The organism is Streptomyces sp. TRM70350, from assembly GCF_019219825.1.
Classification (GTDB): domain Bacteria; phylum Actinomycetota; class Actinomycetes; order Streptomycetales; family Streptomycetaceae; genus Streptomyces.
Map to the genome: position 1 here is coordinate 176,527 of NZ_JAHUXH010000011.1, position 25,322 is coordinate 201,848.

General features: G+C 72.0%; 24 protein-coding genes and 1 pseudogene. 11 read left to right on the forward strand and 14 right to left on the reverse strand.

Annotated elements, in window-relative coordinates; all coding sequences use genetic code 11:
* Nucleotides 1-49: 49 nt before the first annotated feature.
* The 4 genes from KWI83_RS19360 to KWI83_RS19375 form a co-directional block, all read right to left on the reverse strand.
* Complete coding sequence (locus KWI83_RS19360; RefSeq protein ID WP_218515609.1) at nucleotides 50-952, reverse strand: UTP--glucose-1-phosphate uridylyltransferase; 903 nt, start codon at nucleotides 950-952, stop codon at nucleotides 50-52.
* A 598-nt stretch (nucleotides 953-1,550) separates the two neighbouring features.
* Nucleotides 1,551-1,949: a hypothetical protein gene (locus tag KWI83_RS19365; protein ID WP_218515610.1), complete on the reverse strand. Its 399-nt coding sequence runs from the start codon at nucleotides 1,947-1,949 to the stop codon at nucleotides 1,551-1,553.
* Nucleotides 1,950-2,027: 78 nt separating this feature from the next.
* Nucleotides 2,028-2,555: a DUF6415 family natural product biosynthesis protein gene (locus KWI83_RS19370; protein ID WP_218515611.1), complete on the reverse strand. Its 528-nt coding sequence runs from the start codon at nucleotides 2,553-2,555 to the stop codon at nucleotides 2,028-2,030.
* The gene (locus KWI83_RS19375; protein WP_218515612.1) at nucleotides 2,552-2,776 is read right to left on the reverse strand and encodes a hypothetical protein; all 225 of its coding nucleotides are present in this window, start codon (nucleotides 2,774-2,776) and stop codon (nucleotides 2,552-2,554) included. The genes KWI83_RS19370 and KWI83_RS19375 overlap by 4 nt, the downstream gene beginning before the upstream one ends.
* Nucleotides 2,777-3,432: 656 nt before the next feature.
* Here KWI83_RS19375 and KWI83_RS19380 point away from each other — a divergent pair.
* The 5 genes and pseudogenes from KWI83_RS19380 (at nucleotide 3,433) to KWI83_RS19400 (ending at nucleotide 7,665) form a co-directional block, all read left to right on the forward strand.
* Nucleotides 3,433-4,761: a hypothetical protein gene (locus KWI83_RS19380; protein ID WP_256362502.1), complete on the forward strand. Its 1,329-nt coding sequence runs from the start codon at nucleotides 3,433-3,435 to the stop codon at nucleotides 4,759-4,761.
* 23 nt (nucleotides 4,762-4,784) lie between these two features.
* Complete coding sequence (locus tag KWI83_RS19385) at nucleotides 4,785-5,339, forward strand: GNAT family N-acetyltransferase (RefSeq protein ID WP_218515613.1); 555 nt, start codon at nucleotides 4,785-4,787, stop codon at nucleotides 5,337-5,339.
* 133 nt (nucleotides 5,340-5,472) lie between these two features.
* Nucleotides 5,473-6,083, forward strand: a pseudogene (locus tag KWI83_RS19390) (alkaline phosphatase PhoX); the annotation flags it as partial.
* A 176-nt stretch (nucleotides 6,084-6,259) separates the two neighbouring features.
* Nucleotides 6,260-7,204 carry an SMP-30/gluconolactonase/LRE family protein gene (locus KWI83_RS19395; RefSeq protein ID WP_218515614.1) on the forward strand — a complete coding sequence of 315 codons (945 nt, stop codon included), beginning with the start codon at nucleotides 6,260-6,262 and terminating at the stop codon, nucleotides 7,202-7,204.
* Nucleotides 7,205-7,248: 44 nt separating this feature from the next.
* On the forward strand, nucleotides 7,249-7,665 hold the full coding sequence (locus tag KWI83_RS19400) for a TIGR03668 family PPOX class F420-dependent oxidoreductase (protein ID WP_218515615.1): 417 nt from the start codon (nucleotides 7,249-7,251) through the stop codon (nucleotides 7,663-7,665).
* Nucleotides 7,666-7,688: 23 nt separating this feature from the next.
* Here KWI83_RS19400 and KWI83_RS19405 read toward each other — a convergent pair whose 3' ends face one another.
* A complete protein-coding gene (locus tag KWI83_RS19405; RefSeq protein ID WP_218515616.1) occupies nucleotides 7,689-8,612 on the reverse strand; it encodes a hypothetical protein in 924 nt (307 codons plus the stop codon).
* Nucleotides 8,613-8,783: 171 nt separating this feature from the next.
* Between KWI83_RS19405 and KWI83_RS19410 the strand changes: the two genes are divergently transcribed.
* Together KWI83_RS19410 and KWI83_RS19415 are read left to right on the forward strand one after the other, a co-directional pair.
* Nucleotides 8,784-9,251 (forward strand): excalibur calcium-binding domain-containing protein, encoded by a 468-nt coding sequence (locus tag KWI83_RS19410; RefSeq protein WP_218515617.1) that lies wholly within the window; start codon nucleotides 8,784-8,786, stop codon nucleotides 9,249-9,251.
* A 77-nt stretch (nucleotides 9,252-9,328) separates the two neighbouring features.
* Entirely contained in the window at nucleotides 9,329-9,529 is a 201-nt protein-coding gene (locus KWI83_RS19415) for a DUF1737 domain-containing protein (protein WP_218515618.1), read from the forward strand.
* 38 nt (nucleotides 9,530-9,567) lie between these two features.
* On the opposite strand, the gene nirD is transcribed toward KWI83_RS19415, so the two are convergent.
* The 4 genes from nirD to KWI83_RS19435 form a co-directional block, all read right to left on the reverse strand.
* Nucleotides 9,568-9,918, reverse strand: coding sequence for a nitrite reductase small subunit NirD (gene nirD / locus KWI83_RS19420; protein ID WP_218515619.1), 351 nt, complete (start codon nucleotides 9,916-9,918; stop codon nucleotides 9,568-9,570).
* Complete coding sequence (gene nirB / locus KWI83_RS19425) at nucleotides 9,915-12,521, reverse strand: nitrite reductase large subunit NirB (RefSeq protein ID WP_218515620.1); 2,607 nt, start codon at nucleotides 12,519-12,521, stop codon at nucleotides 9,915-9,917. The genes nirD and nirB overlap by 4 nt, the downstream gene beginning before the upstream one ends.
* On the reverse strand, nucleotides 12,522-13,742 hold the full coding sequence (locus KWI83_RS19430) for an NAD(P)/FAD-dependent oxidoreductase (protein ID WP_218515621.1): 1,221 nt from the start codon (nucleotides 13,740-13,742) through the stop codon (nucleotides 12,522-12,524). It abuts the gene before it with no gap.
* 171 nt (nucleotides 13,743-13,913) lie between these two features.
* The gene (locus tag KWI83_RS19435) at nucleotides 13,914-14,813 is read right to left on the reverse strand and encodes an NAD(P)-dependent oxidoreductase (protein ID WP_218515622.1); all 900 of its coding nucleotides are present in this window, start codon (nucleotides 14,811-14,813) and stop codon (nucleotides 13,914-13,916) included.
* A 107-nt stretch (nucleotides 14,814-14,920) separates the two neighbouring features.
* Here KWI83_RS19435 and KWI83_RS19440 point away from each other — a divergent pair, with 107 nt between their 5' ends.
* Nucleotides 14,921-15,304, forward strand: coding sequence for a helix-turn-helix domain-containing protein (locus KWI83_RS19440; RefSeq protein ID WP_218515623.1), 384 nt, complete (start codon nucleotides 14,921-14,923; stop codon nucleotides 15,302-15,304).
* A gap of 1 nt (nucleotide 15,305) precedes the next feature.
* Here KWI83_RS19440 and KWI83_RS19445 read toward each other — a convergent pair whose 3' ends face one another.
* The 3 genes from KWI83_RS19445 to KWI83_RS19455 all read right to left on the reverse strand — a co-directional run bounded on the left by KWI83_RS19445 (nucleotide 15,306) and on the right by KWI83_RS19455 (nucleotide 18,788).
* On the reverse strand, nucleotides 15,306-15,935 hold the full coding sequence (locus KWI83_RS19445) for a class F sortase (protein WP_218515624.1): 630 nt from the start codon (nucleotides 15,933-15,935) through the stop codon (nucleotides 15,306-15,308).
* 115 nt (nucleotides 15,936-16,050) lie between these two features.
* The gene (locus KWI83_RS19450) at nucleotides 16,051-16,572 is read right to left on the reverse strand and encodes a hypothetical protein (protein WP_218515625.1); all 522 of its coding nucleotides are present in this window, start codon (nucleotides 16,570-16,572) and stop codon (nucleotides 16,051-16,053) included.
* A gap of 575 nt (nucleotides 16,573-17,147) precedes the next feature.
* The gene (locus tag KWI83_RS19455; RefSeq protein WP_218515626.1) at nucleotides 17,148-18,788 is read right to left on the reverse strand and encodes a M4 family metallopeptidase; all 1,641 of its coding nucleotides are present in this window, start codon (nucleotides 18,786-18,788) and stop codon (nucleotides 17,148-17,150) included.
* 123 nt (nucleotides 18,789-18,911) lie between these two features.
* Between KWI83_RS19455 and KWI83_RS19460 the strand changes: the two genes are divergently transcribed.
* Complete coding sequence (locus KWI83_RS19460) at nucleotides 18,912-19,325, forward strand: gamma-glutamylcyclotransferase family protein (protein ID WP_218515627.1); 414 nt, start codon at nucleotides 18,912-18,914, stop codon at nucleotides 19,323-19,325.
* A gap of 12 nt (nucleotides 19,326-19,337) precedes the next feature.
* On the opposite strand, the gene KWI83_RS19465 is transcribed toward KWI83_RS19460, so the two are convergent.
* Nucleotides 19,338-21,944, reverse strand: a complete 2,607-nt coding sequence (locus KWI83_RS19465) for a molybdopterin oxidoreductase family protein (RefSeq protein WP_218515628.1) — start codon at nucleotides 21,942-21,944, stop codon at nucleotides 19,338-19,340.
* Nucleotides 21,945-22,072: 128 nt separating this feature from the next.
* Nucleotides 22,073-22,756 carry a vancomycin high temperature exclusion protein gene (locus KWI83_RS19470; RefSeq protein WP_218515629.1) on the reverse strand — a complete coding sequence of 228 codons (684 nt, stop codon included), beginning with the start codon at nucleotides 22,754-22,756 and terminating at the stop codon, nucleotides 22,073-22,075.
* Nucleotides 22,757-22,979: 223 nt separating this feature from the next.
* On the opposite strand from KWI83_RS19470, the gene KWI83_RS19475 reads away from it, so the two are divergent.
* Nucleotides 22,980-23,762 carry a sirohydrochlorin chelatase gene (locus KWI83_RS19475; protein WP_218515630.1) on the forward strand — a complete coding sequence of 261 codons (783 nt, stop codon included), beginning with the start codon at nucleotides 22,980-22,982 and terminating at the stop codon, nucleotides 23,760-23,762.
* Nucleotides 23,763-23,876: 114 nt separating this feature from the next.
* Nucleotides 23,877-25,172 (forward strand): deoxyguanosinetriphosphate triphosphohydrolase, encoded by a 1,296-nt coding sequence (locus KWI83_RS19480; protein ID WP_218515631.1) that lies wholly within the window; start codon nucleotides 23,877-23,879, stop codon nucleotides 25,170-25,172.
* Nucleotides 25,173-25,322 lie beyond the last annotated feature (150 nt).

Consider the following 25,322-nt stretch of genomic DNA (forward strand, 5'->3'; position numbering starts at 1 on the left):
GATCACGAGGAGAGGGCGGCACTCTGTGCGGGGTGCCGCCCTCTTCGTCCTACTCGGCGGGCTGATCGAGTTCCGAGGCGAGCCGGCGCAGATGCGGGCCGTACTCCGGGTCGGCCAGGGCGGCGGCGAACTGGGCGGTGAGGTAGGCGAGCGGGTTGCCGGTGTCGTACCAACGTCCCTGGATGACCTGCCCGTACACGGCCCGGCTGCCGGCGTAGGCGTTGATCGCGTCGGTCAGGTAGATCTCGCCGGTCTGGTGCTCGTACCAGCGCTTGGTCTGCTCGCGCAGCTCGTCGACGATGCCCGGGGTGATGACGTACCCGCCGATGGCCGCGTAGGCGGAGGGCGCGTCCTGCGGCTTGGGCTTCTCCACCAGGCCGGTGATGCGCAGCAGGCCGTCGCCGAGGTCCTCCTTGACGACGGGTACGCCGTACCGCTGGGAGTCGGCCGGGTCCATCGGCATCAGCGCGAGGACCGGGCAGCTGGTGGCCTCGTAGGCCCGGATCAGCTGCTGGGCGCGCGGCACCTCGGCGACGAACACGTCGTCCGGCCACAGTACGAGCATCGGCTCGTCACCGAAGTTGCGGGCGGCGTTGAGGACGGGGGTGCCGTTGCCGTACGGGCCGTGCTGGTCGAGGTAGGTGATGTGCCCGAGCCGGGACAGCTCGCCGACCTCCTCCACGGCGTCCGCGTACGCCGCCTTGCCGTCGGCGCGCAGCTGCGCGACGAGCGCGGGGTTGGGCCGGAAGTGGTCCTGGATGAGGCCCTTCCCGCCCGAGACGACGATGGTGATGTCGGTGATGCCGGAGGCCACGAGCTCCCGGACGGTGTGCTCGACGACGGGTTTGTCACCGACGGGCAGCATCTCCTTCGGCGTGGCCTTGGTCAGCGGAAGAAGCCTGGAACCGAGGCCGGCGGCGGGAATGACTGCCCTGCGGATGGTCGTGGCCATGGAGCCCCCCTGAGGTGAGGTCGGTGTCGCGGACGTGGATGTCGACGTGGTGGCGGTGAGTGTGCCATCCGGACGTGTACCGGCGAGGGACTGACCATGCCGGTGGTGTGGAGGAGCGGGGTCCTTCGCGCGGCCATTGATTCACCCGACCCACTACCCGCAAGCCGCCGTGCCGACGCGGCGTGCCTGCGAGGCGCGGGCGCGCCGCTCACCACAGGCCCACCGGCCAACGAGCCCCGGCGCATCCCACGTAGGGCCCCGCTCCTCTCCGTCCTCGCGGCCTGCCGGAGAAGGCCCCGCCCCTCCGCCACGGGGGATGCGGACGAGCGGAGCCGGTCAGAGGTGGTTACTGCGCGGGCTGGCCGCTACCGGGGCACATCTCCCGTCATCCCGGCGCCTGGTGTGGGGCGCTCACCCCGGGTTTGCGCTGCCGTAGGTGCCGCGGACGGGGCACGAGGCCGAGCACCGGCTCGGGTCGAAGCGGCCGCCGGGGTTGTGCGTGCATCCCATATCGAGCTCCTCACATCGTCGTGGTGGTGCTGACTGGTGGTGCTGTGCTGCTCCCTGCGCGGCCGGGGCCCCGGCTGGCGGGGAGGGTTCAGAGCTTCCGCACGTACGCCTTGGCGCCGTTGTGGAAGTACACGGTCAGACCTTGGCGGCTGTCGCCGTCGCGGACCGACCAGCGGTCGATGCGGGCGACCTCCGGGGACTCGGCCTTGCCGATGGCGGCGGCGAGCCAACCCTCGGGGTTGTCGCCGGGCACTGCCTCCGTCCACGCCGCGGGTGCGCCTTCCACGGGCTGCTCCCCGTGGTCGTGGCGTTCGCTGTCGGCGAGCTGGCCCACGATCTGCCAGCGGGCCTCGCCCTCGGCCGTGGTGACCGCGATTCCGTACGGGTGCTTGGTGTCCCCTGCGTCCGCCAGGGTCTGCACCTGGACCGTTCCCTGGGTGTTCTTGAGGGTGTCGAGGGCGAAGGCCTGGAACCGTTCTGGACGCATGTGGGTCATTCCTCCCTTGGCGGGCCGCGCCAGTCCAGGAGCGCCGCGTGCGCGACATGCCGGTGGCCTTTGGGCCCTTTACGCGGGGGCAGGCGTCCCGGCAGCAGTGGGGTTTCGGCGAAGGTGGTTCCAGTGGTCGCCGAGCCGTCGGCCGCGCTCGCAGTGGCTGTCGTCGGTCCGGCAGACCCGGCATCGCGTCCCGTGGATGGCCCAGCGGCGGAAGGCCAGCTGGGCGGGGCTCCAGTGGTCGCCCGTCACCGGTCCGCTGTTGAAGGCCTCGTAGTGGCGGCACAGGGCGTGGACCGAGCGGGCGAGCCCCTGGGCGTGCGCGATTCCGGCGGGCAGGCTGCGGCCGGGCTCGACGCCCAGGAGGTGCCGCGCCTCACCGATGCAGGCGGACGCCGCGACCCGGATCCCGGCGTCCGCCGGGGCGGCCAGCGTGGCGGTCTCGACCTCGGGGACGGCGAGCATGAGGTGCCCGCGCAGCTGGAGCGTGAGCGCCTCCAGCTCCTCGTGGCTGGGCGGTTCGGCGTCGTCCGCGAGCAGCCGGTGCGCGGTGGCGCGCATGGTCTGGATGTCGATCGGGAGGGAGGGGTTCACGGTCATGGCAGTTCACCCCTGGACCGGGCGTTGGCGGCCGCGACGGCAGCGCTGAGACCGTCAGAGACGGTGACCGGCTTCAGGGTCTCCGGCTTGGCATCCCACTCCACGCCACCGCCGAGGGGCCGCAGTTGTACGTACGGGCCCTCGAAGCCCATCACCCTGCCGACCTTCCTGGTGGCGGTGTCCTCGACGGTCTCGTGCAGCTTGGGCTTGTACGCCGTCATCGCCACTGCGCCTCCCCGGCCGGTGCCGCGAGCGCCGGCACGCATTCCTCTGGGGCCAGTACGTAGACGCGCACCAGGGCGCCTGCCTCCGGCTCCAGGGCGGCGGGCGCGGCGGCCGGCCACAGGTGCGGGGCCCTGCGTCGGCGCGCCCCGGCAAGGATCGCAGCCCACATCTCCGGCGACGGGCGACCCGTCGAGTCCGGCATGACCGTGGGAACGGCGGTAGTGCGGGCGTGCCTGCCGGGCGTACGCCGCCCGAGTAGGCGACCTCTCAGCCGTGCGAGGGCACGTGGTACACATGGCATTGTCGACGCTCCTCAGTAGCGTTGGCCGCGCCCTGGGGCCGTCGCGAGCGGTCGCCAGGGTCCGATCTGTTCACGGCCATCTCTGTCTCATCCTGTGCGTGCCCGACTGGGCACTCTCCGTGAATGCCCTATGAGAGTGGCAACGCGCCCAGTCACACCTCCACCCCCACATCCGCCTCGGGTTTCCATTGGGCCGTGGTGATGAGCAGCGGCCTTCCACCGCGTTTCCACCGGACTTGTACCGACTGCGCCAACTACTGCTTGTATGGAGCAGGTTGGGGCCGCGGCGTTCTATCGTCGTGACGCAGTGACAAAGTGCGGACCCGGGGCAGAGGGGGCGCCATGACCACGTTGTTCCGTCACCTGGTCGACCAGCGGGAATGGAAAGACCCCAGGGCGTTCCTCCCTCGCTTCCGGGAGGCCGCACAGCGGCTGGCCGACACCGACCAGGACCCCGACCTGGCCACCTGCACACCAGCATCCAGCACCTTCGAGGCCTGGTACTACAACCAGCGCAAGCCGAACCGCGATGCCAGGCGCGTCCTCGTCGCCATGTTCGGCCACAGCTTCGAACGGCTCTGGGGGCCCACGCAGGACGCTTTGCCCGACTCCACCGACACGTCACTCCTGGACGACCGCGCTACACCCGGCGCGGAACTGCGCAACATGAGAAGGGGTGCTGACATGGCAGCACGACGCGCGCGGGACTTCGCGATGGGAGCCGAACGAGGCCAACTCGGCGCAGAAACCATCGGCTTCCTGCAAGACGAGGTACGACGGATCGCAGAGAGGTACCCGCGGGTCCCGCTGTCGGGCATCTTCGACGACCTCGCCGCCGCACAGGACGAGGTGTTCCGGCACATCGAGGGCGGCCGGTCGAAGCCCTCGCAACTGCGGCAGCTGCACATCATGGCCACCCTGCTGTCATGGTTCATGGCCAAGGCCAGTCATGACATGGGAGATCCGCACTCGGCGATGATGCAGGCACGCGCCGCCGGTGTGTGCGCTCAGCAGGCGGAGCACTCTGGGCTCATCGCGTTGACCGACGGGCTGAAGTCCCTGATCACATACTGGTCGGGCAGCGCGGACGACGCCCTCTACTACGCGCGCAAGGGAGCCACTGAGCATCCCGATCTGCACGGCACGGTGGGTGTGTGGCTTCCGAGCCTGGAGGCGAGGGCTGCGGCACTCCTCGGGGACGAGGAGAGGGCGCGCGCGGCGATCGAGCGGGCCGAGCAGAAGCGTGATCGCGTGTCTTCGGACGACCTCGACGAGTTTGGTGGGCTGTTGACCTTCCCCGCTCAGAAGCAGCTGTACTACACCGTGGAGTCGCACGTTCTGCTCGGCCACGGGGATGCACGCACCACGGCGCAGGCGGAGAAGGCTGCACAACTGTTCAGCGACCCCGACGCGCCGCACTGGGCATTCGGGGACCAGGCAGGTGCGCAGTGCAATCTCGCACTGATCCGGCTTCACGCCGGCGACCTGGACGGTGCGGCCGATGCCATCCGGCCCGTTCTGGATCTGCCGGCCGGCCAGCGCAACCGGGGCATCGTCGTCTCTGCGCAGCGCGTCCAAGCAGCGCTTGCCCGCGAACCCATCCGTACGGCCATCCTCGCCCGCGAGCTGCGTGAGGAAATCGCCCTCTATCCGCCCAGCAGGCCCGCGCTCACGCGGTGAACACCGCCAGTAGAGTCCGGGACATGTATCCGGTCCATCGCCTCGGCCAGCGCCTGGAACTCCGCGAGCTCCAGGCGGACGACGCCGACGCCGTGTTCGCCATCTACGGCAGTGAGGCAGCGACCGAGCACCTGTCGTTCGAACCGCGCACGCTCGACGAAGTCAGGCAGATCGTGACCCGGTCCATCGAGACGGCGAAGGCGACGCCGCGGTCCGAGTACGCGCTCGCCGTCGTCGAACGCAGCACACGCGCGCTCATCGGCTTCGGCCGACTGGCCCTGGACCCCCACCAGCCCGGCGGAGCCACGATGGGTTTCGCACTGCGACCCGTCTCCTGGGGCCACGGCTACGGAGTCGAGACCGTACGGCTGCTGCTCGCACTGGGCTTCGAGGAACTCGGTCTGCACCGCATCTGGGGTGCGCGGTCGCCGGTCAACGAGGCGTCCGCAAAGGCGATGACCCGTGCCGGGATGATCGAGGAAGGTCGGATCCGTGAACACGTCCGCAAGGGCGGCGCGTGGCGTGACTCCGTCGTCCACGCGATCCTTGACCGGGAGTGGACTGCTCAGGGCAAGTGACGCCCCCCCCAAGAGGCCCCGAGCCGCCCCACCCTGTTGCGGCATGCGCACGACATGTCCACTGCGTTCCCCCAGGGTCCCTGACCGCACGACCCCCGCCGTCGACCGGCGGCGGGGGCGGTCACGGCACCTCTTGGAGGGAGAGCGGAACGTCGTCCTCCTGCGTGCGGCCGTCCTCGGCGGCTCTGCGGCCGCCCTGGGCGGAAGCCTGTGGCGCGGCGCCGCGTACGCGGCCCCCGCTCAGCCGGGCACGGGCCCCTACGGGGGGCCCTCCGTTCCCCCGACGCCAACGGCATCCGACTCTCCAGCGGCTTCACCAGCCGGGTGATCGCCCGTTCCGGGCAGAGGGTCTCCGGCACCTCGTACACCTGGCACAACGCCCCCGACGGCGGCGCCTGCTACGCCGACGATGGGGGTACCTCCCGCTCGAGCGAAGCCGAGAGTGGGGGAGGCTGGATCTATGTCTCCAACTCGGAGATCAACCCCTCCGGCGGCGCGAGCGCGATCAAGTTCTCGTCGACCGGCACGATCACGTCGGCGTACCGCATCCTCTCCGGCCCTCGCACCAACTGCGCGGGCGGCAAGACCCCGTGGAACACCTGGCTGTCCTGCGAGGAGGTGTCCCTCGGCTACGTCTACGAGACCGACCCGTGGGGCGTGAAGGCGGCGGTACGCCGTGACGCCATGGGCCGCTTCAAGCACGAGGCTGCCGCCGCCGACCCGGTCCGCAAGGTGATCTACCTTCCGTATCGGGCTGGTTTGAGATGTCGGTGGGACACGAGGACGCTTGAAGGCAGCGGCCCACCGAGTCGCTGTCGAGTTCCTGTCGAGTTCGCCGAGCCGGTCGAGCCCGCCGGGAACGTGGCGTTTCATCGAGTCCCACCGACCCTTCATGCCCCACCCTTCACGGAGGCACGAACATGACTCGGAACCACCCCCAGCCGTCCCGGCGCGCCGTGCTCGGCGGTGCGGCCGTCGCCGCGCTCACGGTGGCCGCCGGCACCGGCACGGCACAGGCCGGTACGAAGACCACCTGGCCGACGGAGTTCCCGCTCCCCGACGGCTTCCTCCCCGAGGGCATCACCATCGGCAGCAGGCCGTACGCCTACATGGGCTCCCGCGCCAACGGCGCCATCCTCCGCACGGACCTGCGCACGGGCGAGTACGAAACCGTCCACCCCGGCGCGACCGGCACGGCGTCGATCGGCCTGAAGCTGGACCGCGACGGCCTGCTGTACGTGGCCGGGGGCGGCGGCGGAACCGCTCGCGTGATCAGTTCCCGCACGGGACGCCTGATACGGACGTACCAACTGACCGCCGCCTCCGGTCAGTTCGTCAACGACGTCATCCTGACGGGCGACCGCGCCTGGTTCACGGACTCCCGCGCGGCGATCCTCTACGGCGTCCCGCGCGACGGCGACGGCAGGGTCCGCGCCCTGCCCCTCACGGGCGACTGGACCCAGACCCCCGACGTCATCAACGCCAACGGCATCGTGGCGACCCCCGACGGCCGGGGCCTGATCGTCGTGAAAAGCAACCCGGGCGAGCTGTACCACGTATCCCTCAAGACCGGCACCGCCACCAAGATCACCCTCAGGGGCGCGGGCTCGGTCGTGAACGGCGACGGCCTGGTCCGCATCGGCCGCACCCTGTACGTCGTCCAGAACCGCCTCAACCTGATCAGCGTCTGGACCCTGTCCCGCGACCTGCGCACGGCCACCCTGACCCGCACGATCACCGACCCCCGCTTCGACGTCCCCTCCACCGCCGCCCGCTACGGCAACCGCCTCTACCTGGTCAACGCCCGCTTCACCAGCCCGCAGACGCCGGAGACGACGTTCAACGGGGTGGCGGTTCCGCTCTGACGCACCGCGTGCTGACGGGGGCGGCACCTCACTACGGTGGACGTATGAAGCTGCCGCCCCTCGACGCCAGGCAACGTTTCGTCACCTCGCCCGTCGCCCGGCTGGCGACAGCCGACGCGCAGGGCGTGCCCCACGCCGTACCAGTGACCTTCGCCGTCCTCGACGACGTCCTGTACTTCGCCGTGGACCACAAGCCGAAGAGCACCTGGGACCTGCGGCGGTTGCGGAACATCCGGGAGAACCCCTCGGTGGCGGTGCTGGTCGACCACTACGACGAGGACTGGTCGGCACTGTGGTGGGCCCGTGCCGACGGTCGGGGGGAAGTCCTGGAGGACGGGGAGGAACGCCGCCACGCCGTCGAGCTGCTGTGCGGCAAGTACGGGCAGTACAAGGACGCCCCTCCTCAGGGGCCCGCGGTCGCCGTTCGGGTCGACCGGTGGAGCGGCTGGGCGTTCGCATAGCCTGCGATGTGCTCGTCGGGCACTCATCGCCGCATCGGCAGTTCCCGCAGCCCGTCCAGCTCACGGTCGGTCGCCGGTCGGAGCGTCGACAGGATGTGCCGGGCCGCGGTCAGATCGTTGTCGGTGCCTTGCAAGGTCACGGTGTAGGTCAGGCGGTCACGGCGTAGCCGCAGTTCTTGGTGCTGGTAGCCGCCTTCGTAGGTGACCAGCTGTCGGCCTCCACCGTCGTCCGTGCAGCGGATCGGTTCGCCGAAGGGGACGGGGCAGCCGCGGGCGTCGGCGCGCCGGGTGTCGTGTCCCACGCGTGCCACGGCCAGGTGCAGTCCGTCCGAGTGCGGCCGCTCGTAGTCGGCGCCGAAGCCGTCCTCGCTCGCGCCCAGGACGCGCAGGGCGTAACCCGGCGGCGGGTCGCCGACCCGTAGCAGGGCGCGGTCCACGTCGTTGGCGGTGAGCCATGCGTCGAGGGTGGGGGGCCGCGTGGCGTCCCAGGCGGCGTACGATCCGCCGACGGCGAGGGCGGCCGCCGCGCCGAGAGCGCCCAGCCTGACGCCGGTGTCCGGGAGGAAGAGCGCGGCGGCGAGGGCGTAGCAGGTGCCTCCGGCCGGGTAGAGCAGAAGACCGTTCTCCAGGCGGTTGACCTGGAAGTTCACCACGGCGACCCCGAACGCGCCGGTCGTGCCGAGCGCGTGGACGCTCACTGCCCAGGCCCACACCCCGCGCCTGCGGCGCGTGAGCGGCACGATCGTGCGGGCGGCGGTTCCGAGCCACGCGAGCGCGGCCACCGCCGGGGCGGCCACGCCGACGACGGCGACGATGAGCGGGGCCGTTCCACCGGCGAAGAGGGCGACGAGCACCGCCTGCAACTGCACGCCGGTCAGGGCGCACCCGAACAGCCAGACGACCGCCAGATGGGCGATTGCGGGCCCTGCTTGCTTCGTCTGCGTCATTCTCGTGATCACGCCGGATAGGCGGAGAGCGGTTCCTCGGCCGAAGCGAACACCGCCACACCGTCCGCACCGCCCACGCACACCAGGGTCACAGAATGGCCACATCGCCCTTGTGTCGTGCGGCCCGGGCATTACGTTCATCCCCTCACGTAACGCCTCTTGGGGGACGACATGACCAACCCGTACATCCCACCGCCACCGCCACCGCCATCGCCCGCCGTTCGCCCCGCCCCCAGGTGGGCCCGCAAACGGTACGTACTCCCCGCGCTCGGCCTGGCCTTCTTCCTCGGCATCGGCGCGGGCGCGGGCAGCGGCGACGGAGAGAAGTCGACCGACGCGAAACCGCGGGCCGCCCGACCCACCCCGACGGAAACGGTCACCGCGACAGCGACGGTGACGCAGACTCCGGAGGCCGACCCGGCCCCCACGGTGACCGTCACGAAGACGGTCACCGCGACCGAGACGGTCACCGCCGAACACGCAGCCGGAACCGGCTCCGACGACTCGTCCGACACCGACGTCTACTACGCCAACTGCAGCGAGGCCCGCGCAGCCGGCGCCGCGCCCATCCTCCGCGGCGAACCCGGCTACGCCTCGCACTTGGACCGTGATGACGACGGCGTGGCCTGTGACGCTTGAGGCGGTCCCTGCAACGTGGAGATCCGCAACTGAGTCCGGGGTCCCACATCCGGAGGCGGCCTGAGATCCTTTCTTCCATGAGCACACCACCGGACGGATTGCCCCTCTACCGAGTCCTGACCGGCCCGGACGACGCCGCGTTCTGCCGGCGGGTGAGCGAGGCGATCGGACTTGGCTACGAGCTGCACGCAGGTCCTTCTGTCACCTTCAACGGCGAGAACGTCATCGTCGCCCAGGCGCTGATCTGGCCGGTACGACGGGAACGGGCGTCGGAATAGGGTCGACGACTCACCCAGCCCGACGCCCCGTTGACGGATCAGGCCGCCCGTACCTCGTACGTCGTCACCCGCACCGACTCGTCGTCCAGGCACTGGCCGGACAGCAGGTCGAAGCGCTGCTTGAGCAGGGGTGAGGCGACGAACGGGCGGCCCTGGTGGGTGCCGGTGAGGCCCCGGGAGAGGACCGCGGCGCCGGTGAAGGGGTCGCGGTTGTCGATGGCGTACAGCCGGCCCTTGCGGTCGCGGAAGACGGCCACCTGGTTGTCGTCCGGCAGCAGCGCCGCCACCCCGCGGCCGGGGAGCAGCAGGTGCAGGTCGCAGACCGTGAACCAGCCGTCGCGCAGCTGGAGTTGGACCTTCAGGTCGGTCGTCTCGGGTGCCAGGGTCATCGCTGGGCGGTTCCTTCCAGGACATCTGCCGTGTTCTCGGTGGGACGCGTGCCGATCGACAGCAGCGGCAGGTCGGGCTTGATCTGGTCGCGTTCGGGGATGAAGCCGACGACCGGGTCGGGGGTGTCGGGCGCGTTCACGAAGGAGACGAAGCGGGCCAGCTTCTCCGGGTCGTTGATCGTTTCCGACCACTCGTCGCGGTAGTGCGCGACGTGGGCGGCCATCAGCCGCTCCAGCTCCTCGCAGATGCCGAGCGAGTCGTGCACCACCACGTCCCGTACGTGGTCCAGGCCGCCGGGGATGCGCTCCAGCCAGGTCGACGTGCGCTCCAGGCGGTCGGCCGTGCGGATGTAGAACATCAGGAAGCGGTCGATCAGGCGGATCAGTTCGGCGTCCGACAGGTCCTGCGCCAGCAGGTCCGCGTGGCGGGGGGTGGCGCCGCCGTTGCCGGCGACGTACAGGTTCCAGCCGTTCGACGTGGCGATCACGCCGAAGTCCTTCGACTGGGCCTCCGCGCACTCGCGGGCGCAGCCCGAGACCGCCGACTTGAGCTTGTGCGGGGAGCGCAGGCCCCGGTAGCGCAGCTCCAGGTCGATCGCCATCCGGACCGAGTCCTGCACGCCGTAGCGGCACCAGGTCTGGCCCACGCAGGACTTCACGGTGCGCAGGGACTTGCCGTACGCGTGCCCGGACTCGAAGCCCGCGTCCACCAGGCGTGCCCAGATCAGCGGCAGTTGCTCGACACGGGCGCCGAACATGTCGATCCGCTGGCCGCCGGTGATCTTCGTGTAGAGGCCGAAGTCACGGGCGATCTCACCGATCACGATCAGTTTCTCCGGGGCGATCTCACCGCCGGGGATCCGAGGGACGACGGAGTACGAGCCGTTCTTCTGGAGGTTGGCCAGGAAGTGGTCGTTGGTGTCCTGCAGGGATGCCTGCTCGCCGTCCAGGACGTAGCCGTTCGCGCCGATCGCCGGGGCGAGGGAGGCGATGATCGAGGCCACCGTCGGCTTGCAGACCTCGCAGCCGTCGCCGCCCCGGGCGCCCTCACGGCCGTAGCGGTCCAGCAGGTCCTGGTACGACGTGATGCGCAGGGCCAGGACGATCTCGTACAGCTCCTCGCGGGTCTGCCCGAAGCAGCCGCACAGGCCCTTGTCGACCTCGACGCCGCTCGCCTCCAGCTCGGCCGTGACCAGCTGGCCGAGCACCTTGACGCAACTGCCGCACGTCGTACCGGCCTTGGTGCACTTCTTCACCTCGGGCACGGTGGTGCACTTGTGCTCGGTGACCGCGCCGCGGATCGTGCCCTTGCGGACGTTGTTGCAGGAGCAGATGATCGCGTCGTCCGGCAGGGCGGTCGGGCCGAGCTGGGCGGACTCCCCGGCGCCGGCCGGCAGCACCAGCGACTCGGGCGAGACCGGCGGGACCGAGCCGGTGAAGGCCTTCAGCGTGCCGTACGCCTCCGCGTCGCCCACCAGGATGCCGCCGAGCAGCGTGCCGTCGCGGCCGATGACCAGCTTCTTGTACAGGCCGCTGCGGGAGTCGGAGTAGACGACGTCCAGGCAGTCCTCGGCGGTGCCGTGCGCGTCGCCGAAGGACGCCACGTCGACGCCGAGCAGCTTCAGCTTGGTGGACAGGTCGGCGCCGACGAAGGACGCCTCGTCGGCCGCGATCGTCGCCGCCGCCGTCTCGGCCTGCTCGTAACCCGGGGCCACCAGGCCGTACACCCGGCCGTCCGCCGCCTGCGCGCACTCGCCGATCGCGAAGACGTGCGGGTCGGAGACCGTACGGCACTGCTCGTCGACGGTGATGCCGCCGCGCTCGCCGACGGTCAGGCCGCAGTCCCGGGCGAGCTGGTCGCGGGGGCGGACACCGGCGGAGAAGACCACCATGTCGGTGGCGAGTTCGGAGCCGTCGGACAGCTTCATGCCGGTGACGGCACCATCGGCGTCCGTCACGATCTCCTGCGTGCCCACGCCCGTGTGGACGCTCAGGCCCATGCCCTCGATGGTGCGCAGCAGCGCCGCGCCGCCGCCCTCGTCGACCTGCACCGGCATCAGGCGCGGCGCGAACTCCACGATGTGCGTCTCGACGCCCAGGCCCTTCAGCGCACCGGCGGCCTCCAGGCCCAGCAGACCACCGCCGACCACGGCACCGGTCGTGGCCTTCGTCTTCGCGTACTCCTCGATGGCGAGCAGGTCCTCGATGGTGCGGTAGACGAAGCAGCCGGTGGCGTCCTTGTTCGGGACCGGCGGCACGAACGGGTACGAGCCGGTGGCGAGGACGAGGATGTCGTAGTCGAAGACCTGACCGGACCTGGCGGTGACCGTCCGGGCCTCCCGGTCGACGGAGACCGCCGGGTCGCCGACGTACAGCTCGATGCCGTGGCCCTTGATGAACTCCATGTCGGTCATCGACAGGTCCTCGGGCGTCTTGCCCGAGAAGTACGAGGTGAGCGCTACACGGTCGTACGCCGGACGCGGCTCCTCGCACAGCACGACCACGCGGTGCGTGGCGGTCAGGCCGCGCTCGGCGAGCGCTTCGAGGAAGCGCTGGCCGACCATGCCGTGGCCGACGAGCACGATCGTGGGGGTGGCGGTCATTCAGGAGCCTCCATCGTTGGTGAGCAGGTGGAGCAGGGGGCCGTCGTCGGGGAGCGGCTCTGCTCCCTCCCAGGCGCGGGCGAGCGCGCCGACGGTGCCGAGTTCGCCGACGAGGACCCCGCCGACCAGGCGGTCGTCGCGGACGACGACCTTGCGGTACGTGCCCCGGGTGGCGTCGGCGAGCTGCACGACGTCGTCGCCGGGGCGGGGTTCCGTCTCGCCGAACGCGGCGAGGTCGAAGGGGGCCTGACCGGCGAGGGTGAGGCGGGTGAGGGCGCGGGTGCCGGTGTAGCGGGCGGTGGTGCTGCCGGCCAGCAGCTCGGCGAGGGTGTCGGCCTGGTCGAGCGCCGGGGTGGCGAGGCCGTAGAGGTTGCCGTCGTGCTGGGCGCAGTCGCCGATCGCGTAGATGTGCGGGTCGGAGGTGCGCAGCTGGTCGTCGACGAGGACGCCCTTGTGGACCGTGAGCCCGGCCGCCTCGGCGAGCTTCGCGCGGGGGCGGACGCCGCAGGCCAGGACCACGAGGTCGGCGTCGAGGGCGTAGCCGTCGGCCATCTCGACCGAGCGGACCGCGCCGCCGACGACCCGTACGTCCCTCACCCGGCACTCGGTGTGCACCTCGACGCCGAGGTCGGTCAGGTGGCGTTTGACCAGCTTGGACGCGGCCGGGTCGAGCTGGCGCTCCATGAGCCGCTCGGACTGCTGGGCGAGCACGACCTGCGCGCCGCGCATGGCGAGCGCGCGGGCGGCGGAGACCCCGAGCAGGCCGCCGCCGATGACGACGGCGCGCACGCCGGGGCGTACCGCCTTGGACAGGCCCAGGCAGTCGTCCATGGTGCGGAAGGCGTGGACGCCCTCGGGCAGCACATGGTCGGGAGTGAACAGACCGCGCAGGGGCGGCAGCACCGGGTTGGAGCCGGTGGCCAGGACCAGCGTGTCGTATGCGATCACCGAGCCGTCCCCGCACGCCACGGTCCGCGCGGCGCGGTCGATCCCGGTCACCTGGGCGCGGATCAGCTCCGCGGGGGCCGAAAGGCCCGGCAGGGAGATCACGTCCGGGTGGTAACGGCCGGCCAGCACCTCGGCGAGCAGGACCCGGTTGTACGGGCGGTGCTCCTCCTCGCCGACGATCAGCGCGGGCGTGCCGAGCTCACCGAGCCGCCGGGCGAGCCGTACGCCCGCGAGCCCGGCGCCGATCACCACCACACGCGTATTCGAGGTCATGTATCGCAGCGTGCGGTGTGGGTGTTACCCGACCGCATCACGTCTGTTTCCCGCGAGGAACGCTGCCCTCAGCGGGGGTGGGGGGTGAGTGTGAGGGTTGCGGGGGTGGGGCTGGGGGTGCTGTGAGGAGCCGTCGCAGTGAACGCGTCAGCACGTCTGACCGTGAACGTGTCAGCCGGCCCTGACCGCGAGCAGCTCGACCACCCCCGTGGTGTCCTCGTCCCCGTGCCCCGCGGCGAGGCGGCGCTCCATCAGGTCCATGAACGGCGTGAGCAACTCCGTGCTGACGCCCTGTTCCTCGGCGGTGCGCAGCAGGGTGGCGTTGCCGGCCACCTGCATGGCGAGATGGGAGACGACGTCCTTGGTGTAGTCGCCGGACTCCAGCCGGTCGGCGGTCTCCAGCGCGGCCGGCGCCATCGCGGTCAGCCAGGACACCAGCAGCGGCGCGAACTCCTTCGGCGCGATGTCCTCCCCGCGGATCAGCGCGAAGGCGTGCGTCATGCCCGCGAACATGCCGTACATCGCGCTGAGCAGGGCCACGTCGTGCAGTGCGGCGAAGCCGGGGTCCGTGCCGACGTAGCGGGTACCGGCCGGGACGGCGAGGGTCGCCCGGTGCTCCTCGAACATCTCCGGCGAGCCGCTGTACAGCACATACGCCCCCGACGCCGGGTCGCCGATCATCGGCGGTACGGCCATGACGCCCGCGTCCAGGAACCGGGCACCCCGCGTCCCGGCCCAGGCGGCGCGGGCGCGGCCCTGGCCCGGCGTGCCGGTGGTGAGGTTGACCAGGTCGCGGCCGGACAGGTCGGCGTCGGACAGGGCCTCGCCGACCGACGCGTCGTCCAGCAGGCAGGCGATCACCAGCCGGTTGGCGGCCACCGCCTCGGCCGCGCTCCCGGTGACGACGGCACCCTCGGCGGCGAGGGGCTCGGTGCGGGCGGGGGTGCGGTTCCAGACGGTGACGGGGTGGCCGGCCGCGAGCCAGGCGCGGGCGAGGGCGGTGCCCATGGCGCCGGTGCCGAGGAGGGTGAGCGGGGTCGGGGAAGTAGGGGAAGAGGCGCTGTCAGTCATGGCGTTTAGCCTCGTAGAGGAGGAGTGACCTGCTCAAGTACGTACTTGCGAGTGGGTGGTTACTCCGGGGGAAGCGTGCAGGCAGCGGGAAGGCGGGGTGGCTGGGCATGACGGTGGGACGACGGCCGGGGGCGTACTTCTGCGGAATCGACGCGGCGATGGACGTGGTCGGCGGGAAGTGGAAGGTGCTCATCCTCTGGGCGCTGCATGAGCGGCCGCACCGCTTCGGCGAGCTGCGCCGGGAGCTGCCCGGGGTGACGGAGAAGGTGCTCGCGGCGCAGCTGCGGGAGCTGGAGGCGGACGGGATCGTGCACCGGGAGGTGTACGAGGAGGTGCCGCCGAGAGTGGAGTACTCACTGACACCGCGCGGGCTGACCCTGAACGAGGCCCTGGAGCCGCTGGGGGCGTGGGGGAAGGCGAACGTTCTCGCGGTGTCCGTACGAGCGGAGTCCGTACCGGCGGAGTCCGTACCGGCGGAGCCCATGGGGTGAGTCATGCGCTCCCCGTCAGATGGGCGAACACGACGACGTTCCCCTGGTAGCCGGTGCCGCGCGAGTAACCGCCGCCGCAGGTGATCACCCGCAGCTCGGGCCGGGACGCCGCGCCGTAGACCTTCTTGTCGGGGAAGTTCTTGGCGTCGTACACCTCGATCGCGTCGACCCGGAAGCGGGCCACGCTGCCGTCGCGCCGGTCCACCTCGATGGTGCTGCCGCGTTTCAGGGCGCCGAGGCGGTAGAAGACGGCGGGGCCGTCGGCGTTGTCGACGTGCCCGGCGACGATGGCGGTGCCGGTCTCACCGGGCGTGGTTCCCGCCTCGTACCAGCCGGCGAGGTTCTTCTCCGCGGCGGGCGGCACGTCGAGGCTGCCGGTGCGGGTCAGGCCGAGGCCCATCAGGGGTGCGTTCACGCCGATCGAGGGGATGCGGATGCGGTCCGGCGGGGACCGTGGCAGACCGGGCGCCACCGACTGCCGCAGGGCCGGTCCGGTGTGCGCCTCGGCGGTCGACGGCTGCGGCGGGGCGGGCGCTTCACGCCCGCTGGTCAGCAGCCCCACGCCGGTGCACAGGGCGACGACGGTGACGCCGGCTATCGCGGCGTCGCCGGTGTTGCCGAACCTGCCCATGTCAGCCTCCCAGCCCCGACCGATCGACCCGTGCCCCCTCCGGGCCGCGAGGGGCGTCGGACCCGGAGGGGGCGGGGACTTGCGGTACCGGCGGACGGACAGCGGAGGGTGTCCGTCAGATCCCGTCGCCTCTCGCCCGGCGATGCAGGAGCCAGGTACCGCCCGCGGCGGCGACGGCGAGAGCCGCCACGCCGGCCGCGGTCTTCACGGGGTCGGGGCCCAGGGCGCCGCCGACCCCCGTATTCACACTTCCTCTGGGGTGCACATAACCCCGTGCCGACTCCAGCACGACCATCAGGTCGCCCTGGACCCGCGGGCCGCCGGCGGTGCACTTCGCGACGATCTCGTACGTCCCCGGCTGCGCGCTCGGCGGCACCCGGAACCGCCCGATCGCCTCGCCCTCGTGCGCGCTGGGCGAGAGCATGAAGCGCCCGGCCCCCACCGCGGTGGCGTCACCCTCCGCCGTACCGCCGTCCCCGCAGGCGGCGGTGTTCACGGTGACGTCGCCGCCCGGCACCGCGGTGGACGGGAACACCTCCAGGCGTCCGCCTTCCGCGCCGTACACGGGCACGGCGAGCGACCCCGCGGTGGCCACGGCGAGGGCGGTACCGATCAGCGGACGGGTGGTACGTCGCATCGATGCTCCTCACGAGCTCTCCGGCGGACCACGGCCCGCGACACGCCCATGTGCCGCCGTCGGTCGTGCCCTTGCACTTCCGAGGTAAAGCGCACGACGACGACCCCGCTCTCTGAAGGCCCGTCAGATTTGGCGTGAACGGCTGCCCCCAGGCCACCCGGGCCCTCACCCTCGCCCCCGTTTGTGCAGGTCAGCGCCTTACGAGGGGCAGTCCGGGGAAAAGAACCCGAAGGGCGCAGGGGGGAGGTGTGAACGGGTGACCGCCCCCGGAGGACGCGCGTCTCGCCGGGCGGCGGAGCGGCGGCCGTGACAGAGAGTGAGCGAAGCCCCCGGCGCCTGCGCGGTTTCCGGGCTTGAGCCGCCGCGCCGCCGCCCGGACCAGGTCCGTCCTCGCGGCCAGCAGGGCGAAGCGGCCCTTCGGGCCGGGCGTCGCCGACTTCGCGTACGAAGGCGGGCCGCCCACCGCCACTTCGCCGACGGCAGGTCCCTGGCCAGGGCGGGGAGCGGCACCGACCCGCGCCCGAGCCGGAGCTCACCGGTCCAGGGGCCGACGGCGAGGCCGGTGAGAACCTGGCTCAGCCCACGTTCACCGCACTCCAGGCCGCCCCCACAGCCGCGTACTCCGCACTCCCCTCGCCGTACAGATCCCGCGCCGCGTTCAGCGTCGCCGTCCGCGCCCCCGCGTAATCCGTGGACGACGTCATGTACACCGTCAGCGCCCGGTACCAGATCGCGCCCAGCTTGTCCCGGCCGATCCCCGTCACCGTCGAGCCGTCGCAGGTGGGGGAGTCGTGGACCACCCCGTTGATGGTCTTCCTGCCGCTGCCCTCGGCCAGCAGGTACGCGAAGTGGTTGCCGATGCCGGAGGAGTAGTGGACGTCCAGGGTGCCCGCGGTGGCGCTCCAGCAGTCGGCCGAGAGGCCGTCGCGCGACGGGCGGTCCATGTACCGCAGCGCGTCCCGCCCGAAGCCCGCCCGGACGATCTTCTCGCCGATCAGCCAGTCGCCCTTGTCGGAGGCGTTGCCCGCGTGGAACTCCACCAGCGTCCCGAAGACGTCGGAGGTGGCCTCGTTCAGCCCGCCGGACTCGCCCGCGTACGTCAGCGCGGCCGTCTTGGAGGTCACGCCGTGGGCCATCTCGTGGCCGGTGACGTCGAGGGACACCAGCGGCCCGAGGTTGGTGCCGTCCCCGTCGCCGTACGTCATGCAGAAGCAGGTGTCGTCCCAGAAGGCGTTGTTGTACCGGGTGCCGTAGTGCACGCGGCTGTACGAGCCCTTGCCGTCGCCCGCGATGCCGTTGCGTCCGTGGACGTCACGGAAGTAGTCCCAGGTGACGTCGGATCCGTACTGCGCGTCCACCGCCGCCGACGCGCGGTCCGTCGTCGTGCCGTCGCCCCAGTGGTTGTCCGCGTCCGTGAACACGGTCGAGGGGGCGCGCACGACACAGAGCGTGCCGAGGAAACACAGGTCGGACCGGTTCGCGGCGTCCCCGGTGTACGTGCCGCCGCGCGTCGGGTCCGTCAGCTGGTACGACGATCCCGTCGCCGTCGTCTCCAACGGCACCGTCCCGCCGTACAGCGACCGCCCGTCACCCGACGCCGAGTGCAGCGCGTCCCAGGCGTCGATCTGGGCGCCGGTCCGGGCGTCCGTCAGCACCGTGCGGGCGACCGGGTTGCCCTGCTCGTCCAGCGCCACCGCGTTGGTCCGCCACGCCAGCTTCGGCGTGCCGTGCAGGGCGTCGACGACCAGCTCCGGCTTGGCCGTCAGCCGCTTCAGCGCCTCGCCGAGGTGCGTGGCGCGCAGGGCGCCCGCGGCGCGGTCGGCGGCCTTCGGGGCGGACAGGAGGGGTGTGACGGTGGGCAGGGAGAGGGTGGCGCGGGTCGCCCGGCTGGCACCCCGGTAGGTGCCGTCCGGCGCCAGGTGGACGACGAAGTCGCCGCCCAGGACGGGGAGTTGGCGGTAGGTGCGGTCGTAGCGGACGTGCTGGGTGCCGTCCTGGTCGACGATCACGTCGCGGACCTTCGTGCCCTGGGCGGCGGTGAGGCCGAGGGCGTCGGCCTGCTGTGCGAGCGCCGCGGCCGCGTTCTCGATCGCCTGGGCCCGGGTGGGCCGGTCGGCCGCTTCGGCGGCGGTGGGGGAGAGGGCGGCGGCCAGCAGGGCGGCGGTGGCGGCGGTGACGGCGAGACGGGAACCTCGCGCGTGCCGTATACGACTCATCGGTCTCCTCGGGAAGGCGCCTGAGTGGGGGGCGGCGCGGACGTTCACCGAGGTTTACGCGATCATGACATGTCATGTCCATAGAGGTCTGGAGAGGGTGTGTGAGGGGTGAGAATCGTTTCTGTGACCCTCCCGTTCTTCGTCTACGGCACCCTCCGCCCCGGGGAGCCCCACCACGACGCCCTGCTGCGCGGCCGCACGCACATTGAGGAACCGGCCCGCCTCACGGGCGCGGTGCTGTACGACGGCCCCGGCTACCCGTACGCCGTGGAGGAACCCGGCTCAGTGGTGACCGGCGACCTGATCACGCCGTTGCCGGAGGCCTACGACGAACTCCTCACCGCCCTCGACCGGTTGGAGGAGTACACCCCGGGAAACGCCCGCAACCTCTACGAGCGCGTCGCCCGCGAGGTCGTCCGGGACGCCGACGGAGCGGCGCTGCGGGCGTGGGTGTACGTGGCCGCGCCCGCCGTCGCCGCCCGGCTGCGGGCGCGGGGCAAGCTCATCGAGGGCGGGGACTGGCGGGCGCGGGACTGAGTCGGCCGGTGCCTACGCCTCCACGACCGCTTCCACGGCCTCCACCGTTTCCACGGCTTCAACGGCTTCCACCCGCACCGCACACGCCTTGAACTCCGGCATCCGGGAGGTCGGGTCCAGCGCCGGGTTGGTGAGGGTGTTGGCACGGCCCTCGCCCGGCCAGTGGAACGGCATGAAGACGGTGTCCGGGCGGATGGACGTGGTGATCCGGGCCGGTGCCACCGCACGGCCCCGCCGGGACACGACCGCCACCGGGTCGCCCTCGGCCGCGCCGAGCCGCTCCGCCAGCCTCGGGTGCAGCTCCACGAAGGGGCCGGGCGCGGCGGCGTTCAGCTCGTCGACGCGGCGGGTCTGGGCACCGGACTGGTACTGGGCCACCACCCGGCCGGTGGTCAGCAGCACCGGGTACTCGGCGTCGGGTTCCTCGGCGACGGCCCGGTGCGAGACGGGCACGAAGCGGGCACGGCCGTCGTCGGTGGCGAAACGGTCGAGGAAGAGGCGGGGGGTGCCGGGGTGGACGCCCGGAGCGTCGACGTCCTGCGCGGGGTCGTCCGGGCGGCGCACGTCGAGCACGGAGCCCTCGACGCCGCCGACGCCCACGCTCCGGGAGCCGTCGACACCTTCGGAGCCCGCGCCTGCGGGGGTGCCGGTGCCCTCCGTGTCGGTGCCCGCGTGGCCCTTGGCGCCCTTGATGCCCGCGCCCGCGGAACTGTGGGCGCCGTCCGCGCCCGCGCCCTTGGCGCCGTACAGGCCGTCCGCGCCCGCGCCCGCGTGGCCCTTGGCGCCCTCGATGCCCGCGCCCGCGGAACTGTGGGCGCCCTCCCCGCCCGCGCCCTTGGCGCCGTCCGCGCCGTCCGCCCCGCCCCAGCCCGCACCCGCGTCGCCGTCGGCGCCTGCAAGGCCCGCGCCCCTGGCACCGTCGGCGCCCTCCCCGTCCGCGTTCCCGGCCCCGGCGTCCCGGAAGCCATCGGCGTTCGTGCAGGCCGTGTCCACCGTGCCCTCCGGCTTCTCCGGCGGCGTCGGGCACGGCCAGAACACCCCGTTCTCCTCCGCAAGCCGTCGATAGGTGATGCCGGAGTAGTCCGCCGGTCCGCCCGCACTGGCCCGGCGCAGTTCCTCGAAGACCTCCTCGGGGTCGGTCGGGAAGCCCTTCTCCACGCCGAGCCGGGCGGCCAGTTCGTGCATGACCTCCAGGTCGCTGCGGACGCCCTCCGGCGGGGTGATCGCCTGCCGCCGCAGCAGCACCCGGCCCTCCAGGTTGGTCGTCGTGCCGGTCTCCTCCGCCCACTGCGTCACCGGCAGCACGACGTCCGCGAGGGCCGCCGTCTCGGACAGCACCACATCGCACACGGCCAGAAACTCAAGGGACTTGATGCGCTCCTCCACGTGCGCGGCGCGCGGCGCCGACACCACCGGGTTGGAGCCCATCAGCAGCAGCGACTTGATGTCCGTACCCAGCGCGTCCAGCAGCTCGTACGCGCTGCGGCCGGGCCCCGGCAGGCTGTCCGGGTCGACGCCCCACACCTCGGCCACATGCCGCCGCGCCGCCGGGTCGTTCAGCTTGCGGTAGCCGGGCAACTGGTCGGCCTTCTGGCCGTGTTCGCGCCCGCCCTGCCCGTTGCCCTGCCCGGTCAGACAGCCGTACCCGGACAGCGGCCGCCCCGCCCGTCCCGTCGCCAGGCACAGGTTGATCCACGCGCCCACCGTGTCCGTGCCCTTGGACTGCTGCTCCGGCCCGCGCGCGGTGAGCACCATCGCGGCCTCCGGCTCGCAGAACAGCCGTACGGCTTCGCGCAGTTGGGGAACGGACACGCCGGTGATCCGCTCCACGTACTCCGGCCAGTGCGCCATCGCCGCGGCGCGCGCGTCCTCCCAGCCGGTCGTCCGCTCCCGGATGTACTCCTCGTCGGTCCGGCCCTCGGCGACGACCAGATGCAGCAGCCCCAGCGCGAGCGCGAGGTCGGTCCCGGGCCGGGGCGCGAGGTGCAGGTCGGCCTGCTCGGCGGTTTTGGTGCGGCGCGGGTCGATGACGATCAGCGTGCCGCCGTTGTCCTTCAGCTCGGTCAGGTACCGCAGCGCGGGCGGCATGGTCTCCGCGAGGTTCGACCCGACCAGGATCACGCACCCGGTCTTCGGGATGTCCTCCAGCGGGAAGGGCAGCCCCCGGTCCAGCCCGAAGGCCTTGATCCCGGCCGCCGCGGCCGACGACATGCAAAAGCGCCCGTTGTAGTCGATCTGGGAGGTGCCCAGCACGACCCGCGCGAACTTGCCGAGCGTGTACGCCTTCTCGTTCGTCAGCCCGCCCCCGCCGAACACACCCAGCGCGTCCGGCCCGTGCGCCGACCGGATCGAGGCCAGCCCCTCGGCGATCCGGTCGAGGGCCTCGTCCCACCTCGCGGGCACCAGAACGCCCCCCTCACGCACCAGCGGCGAGGTCAGGCGGACGCTCGACGCCAGGACCGCCGGCGCCGTACGGCCCTTGCCGCACAGCGCGCCCCGGTTCACCGGGAAGTCCGCGCGCTCGGTCACCTCGACCGTCCCGTCCGGGGCGGGCGTGAGATTCATCCCGCACTGCAGGGCGCAGTACGGGCAGTGCGTGGGCGTCGCGGAGGTTTCCATGCACTTCAGCGTGCGTCGGCCGTGTTACGTGCCGGGACGGCTCTTTGTTACACGGGCGCGACGGTGATCTCCCCGCCCGGCCCGGGCCGCCGTGAGGCACCCGGCGACAGGATTCCCGTCCGAGCCCGTCACACCTCCCCGCCCGCCGCCAGCGCCCGCTCCACACCCGGCTCCCGCGGCCCGAGGAACCGCGGATCGGGCTTGAAGGCGACGTCCAGAGCGCCCTTTCCCGCCGCGAGGATCTCCCGGACACCCCCGTAGTACCAGGTCGCGTCGTGCCGCTCGTCCACCCCTACGCCGTACGACGTGACCCCGGCCGCCTCGCACAACGCGACCGCGCGCCGGATGTGGAAGCCCTGACTGATCAGCACGGCCTCGTCGACGCCGAAGATCTTGCGGGCCCGCACACAGGAGTCCCAGGTGTCGAACCCCGCGTAGTCGCTGACGATCCGGGCGTCCGGGACGCCGTGCCGGGTGAGATACGCCCGCATGGCGTCCGGCTCGTCGTAGTCCTCGCGGCTGTTGTCGCCGGTGACCAGCACCACCTTCACCCGCCCCGCGCGATACAGCTCGGCCGCCGCGTCGAGACGGTGGGCGAGATACGGCGACGGCTCGCCGTTCCACAGCCCCGCACCGAAGACCACCGCCACGTCGGTACGGGGCGCGTCGGCGGTCGTGTGCAGCCGGTCGTCCGTGCTGACGTACATCCACGTCGACGGCGACAACGCGAGCACGCACCCCGCGAGCAGCGCCTGCACCAGCCGTCGCTGCCCGGTCCTTGTGCGCGGCAGACGCGGTCGGCGGATCTTCATGAAGACGCCCTCCCGATCAGCTCCGACACGCCGGCGACACATCGGTTTCGACACAAAGAGACGCCCCGCAAGGCCCCCGGGTTGCGTGACCGCCATCACGTCGACCACCGAAACCCCAGGTCACCCCACCTCACACACCCCCGGCACCGCACGGTGAACCTGATGAAAACACCCGTGACGCCCGCGCAACGGGTCGGCAACGTCGTCGCGCAACGATCGGTTCATGACGGCGTTGCTCCCGCTTCACAACGAGTCCGACCACCGCCCCGGCTCCCCGGCGCTGGTCCTGGTGGCCCATGGCAGCCGCGATCCCCGCACCCTCGCCACGGTCCACACCCTCCTCGACCGGATCCGCGAGCTGCGCCCCGGCCTGCGTGTGCACCTCGGCCACATCGAGCTGAACGAGCCCCTGCTGCCCGCCACCCTCGCCGCCCTCGGCGACGAGGAGGCGATCCTCGTACCGCTCCTGCTCAGCCGCGGCTACCACATCAAGCAGGACATCCCCGAGATGGCCGCCGCGGCCCGGGCCCACACCCGCGTGGCCGCCCCGCTGGGCCCGCACCCTCTCCTGGTGGAGACCCTGTACACACGGCTGGTCGAGTCCGGCTGGCGCAGGCCCACCACCGAGTCCGAACGCCGCTCGACCGCCGTCATCCTCGCGGCCGCGGGCTCCCGAGACCCCGACGCGTCGATCGACACGGGCCACACGGCGACCCTCCTCTCCACCCGCCTGGGCGTCCCGGTCCTCCCCGCCTACGCCTCGGCCGCGACCCCCACGGTCCCGGAGGCGGTACGCATCCTCAGGTCCGACGGCCGCCACAACATCTCCCTGGCGTCGTACTTCACGGCCCCGGGCCGCTTCGCCACGGAGTCCGCGGAGGCAGCACCGGGCACAGCGGCGGCCCCCCTGGGCGCCCACCCCTTGATGGCCCGCCTGGTCCTCACCCGCTACGAGGAGGCAAGGTCAACAAGCCCGACGGGGCGCTTGGAACTGGCGTCGGCCTGACCAACCCAGCGGCGCGGGGAACTGCGCGACCAGCCCTCGACCACCCGCACCCGCCCCCCAACATGGCAGGCACACGCATACGCGATCCCCACCCCCTGCGCTTACTGTCGAGTCATGGAAGGCGCACCCCACCCCCACGAGAACCACATCCCACCCCCCGGCTACGACCCGACGTCAGTCGAACGCTGGGCCGCCGAAAAGGACAAACGCCCCGGCCGCACCGCCTTCCAACGCGACCGAGCCCGCATCCTCCACTCCGCCGCCCTGAGAAGGCTCGCCGGCAAGACCCAGGTGGTCACCCCCGGAGGGACCGGCGCGGCCTGGGACCCCAGCCCCCGCACCCGCCTCACCCACTCCCTCGAATGCGCCCAGGTCGGCCGCGAACTCGGCGCGGCCCTCGGCTGCGACCCCGACCTCGTCGAAGCCGCCTGTCTCTCCCACGACCTCGGCCACCCGCCCTTCGGCCACAACGGCGAACAGGCCCTCAACGAATTCGCCGAGGACTGCGGCGGCTTCGAGGGCAACGCCCAGTCCCTGCGCCTCCTCACCCGCATCGAGCCCAAACGCTTCACCCCCGAGGGCTCCGTCGGCCTCAACCTCACCCGCGCCACCCTCGACGCCGCCACCAAGTACCCCTGGCCGCGCGGCGCCCACCCCACCGACCCGGCCTCCCCCAAGTTCGGCGTCTACGACGACGACCGCCCGGTGTTCGACTGGGCCCGCAAGGACGCCCCCGGCACCCGCACCTGCTTCGAGGCCCAGGTCATGGACTGGTCGGACGACGTGGCCTACTCGGTGCACGACGTCGAGGACGGCCTGCACGCCGGCCACATCGACCCCAACTGCCTGCACGCGGAGCCGGAACGGCAGGCGGTGTTCGAGGTCGCCATCGGCCGGTACGTCCCCGCCGACACCGACCCCGCCGAACTCGCCGCCGCCCTCGACCGGCTCCTCGACCAGGAGTGGTGGCCGCACGGCTACGACGGCACGGCCGTCGCCCAGGCCCGCCTCAAGGACGCCACCAGCCAGCTCATCGGCCGCTTCTGCCTGGCGGCCGAGGGCGCCACCCGGGAGGCGTACGGCGGCGGCCGGCTCACCCGATACGCCGCCGAACTGGTCGTACCGCGCGAGACCCGCATGGAGTGCGCGGTGCTGAAGGCGGTCGCCGACCGGTACGTCATGCAGCGCGCCGAACAGGCCCGGCTCCGCGCCGACCAGCGGGTCGTCGTCGCCGAACTGGCCGAGGCGCTCACCGCGCGCGCCCCGGACGGGCTGGATCCGCAGTTCCGCGCACTGTTCGACCGGGCCCCCGACGACCGGGCCCGCAAACGGGTGATCGTCGACCAGATCGCGTCCCTGACGGACGCCTCGGCGCGGTCGCTTCACGTGCGGCTGACAGGGCACCTGTGAGACTGGCGCGACGCGGGTGACCCCATAACGGGCCGAAGGTGACCCTGCGTGGCCTGATCGGGGCACTCCCTCTTCCCGCATCACGCTCCGTGCGGGACGCTCGCATATGGCGGGACGTTGAACTCGCACGGGCGGCACGTTTACGAGGAG

Coding starts and splice junctions, on each gene's coding strand:
- KWI83_RS19360 (WP_218515609.1), bottom strand. CDS start 952: ATGGCCACGACCATCCGCAGGGCAGTCATTCCCGCCGCCGGCCTCGGT.
- KWI83_RS19365 (WP_218515610.1), bottom strand. CDS start 1,949: ATGCGTCCAGAACGGTTCCAGGCCTTCGCCCTCGACACCCTCAAGAAC.
- KWI83_RS19370 (WP_218515611.1), bottom strand. CDS start 2,555: ATGACCGTGAACCCCTCCCTCCCGATCGACATCCAGACCATGCGCGCC.
- KWI83_RS19375 (WP_218515612.1), bottom strand. CDS start 2,776: ATGACGGCGTACAAGCCCAAGCTGCACGAGACCGTCGAGGACACCGCC.
- KWI83_RS19385 (WP_218515613.1), top strand. CDS start 4,785: ATGTATCCGGTCCATCGCCTCGGCCAGCGCCTGGAACTCCGCGAGCTC.
- KWI83_RS19395 (WP_218515614.1), top strand. CDS start 6,260: ATGACTCGGAACCACCCCCAGCCGTCCCGGCGCGCCGTGCTCGGCGGT.
- KWI83_RS19400 (WP_218515615.1), top strand. CDS start 7,249: ATGAAGCTGCCGCCCCTCGACGCCAGGCAACGTTTCGTCACCTCGCCC.
- KWI83_RS19405 (WP_218515616.1), bottom strand. CDS start 8,612: ATGACGCAGACGAAGCAAGCAGGGCCCGCAATCGCCCATCTGGCGGTC.
- KWI83_RS19410 (WP_218515617.1), top strand. CDS start 8,784: ATGACCAACCCGTACATCCCACCGCCACCGCCACCGCCATCGCCCGCC.
- KWI83_RS19415 (WP_218515618.1), top strand. CDS start 9,329: ATGAGCACACCACCGGACGGATTGCCCCTCTACCGAGTCCTGACCGGC.
- nirD (WP_218515619.1), bottom strand. CDS start 9,918: ATGACCCTGGCACCCGAGACGACCGACCTGAAGGTCCAACTCCAGCTG.
- nirB (WP_218515620.1), bottom strand. CDS start 12,521: ATGACCGCCACCCCCACGATCGTGCTCGTCGGCCACGGCATGGTCGGC.
- KWI83_RS19430 (WP_218515621.1), bottom strand. CDS start 13,742: ATGACCTCGAATACGCGTGTGGTGGTGATCGGCGCCGGGCTCGCGGGC.
- KWI83_RS19435 (WP_218515622.1), bottom strand. CDS start 14,813: ATGACTGACAGCGCCTCTTCCCCTACTTCCCCGACCCCGCTCACCCTC.
- KWI83_RS19440 (WP_218515623.1), top strand. CDS start 14,921: ATGACGGTGGGACGACGGCCGGGGGCGTACTTCTGCGGAATCGACGCG.
- KWI83_RS19445 (WP_218515624.1), bottom strand. CDS start 15,935: ATGGGCAGGTTCGGCAACACCGGCGACGCCGCGATAGCCGGCGTCACC.
- KWI83_RS19450 (WP_218515625.1), bottom strand. CDS start 16,572: ATGCGACGTACCACCCGTCCGCTGATCGGTACCGCCCTCGCCGTGGCC.
- KWI83_RS19455 (WP_218515626.1), bottom strand. CDS start 18,788: ATGAGTCGTATACGGCACGCGCGAGGTTCCCGTCTCGCCGTCACCGCC.
- KWI83_RS19465 (WP_218515628.1), bottom strand. CDS start 21,944: ATGGAAACCTCCGCGACGCCCACGCACTGCCCGTACTGCGCCCTGCAG.
- KWI83_RS19470 (WP_218515629.1), bottom strand. CDS start 22,756: ATGAAGATCCGCCGACCGCGTCTGCCGCGCACAAGGACCGGGCAGCGA.
- KWI83_RS19475 (WP_218515630.1), top strand. CDS start 22,980: ATGACGGCGTTGCTCCCGCTTCACAACGAGTCCGACCACCGCCCCGGC.
- KWI83_RS19480 (WP_218515631.1), top strand. CDS start 23,877: ATGGAAGGCGCACCCCACCCCCACGAGAACCACATCCCACCCCCCGGC.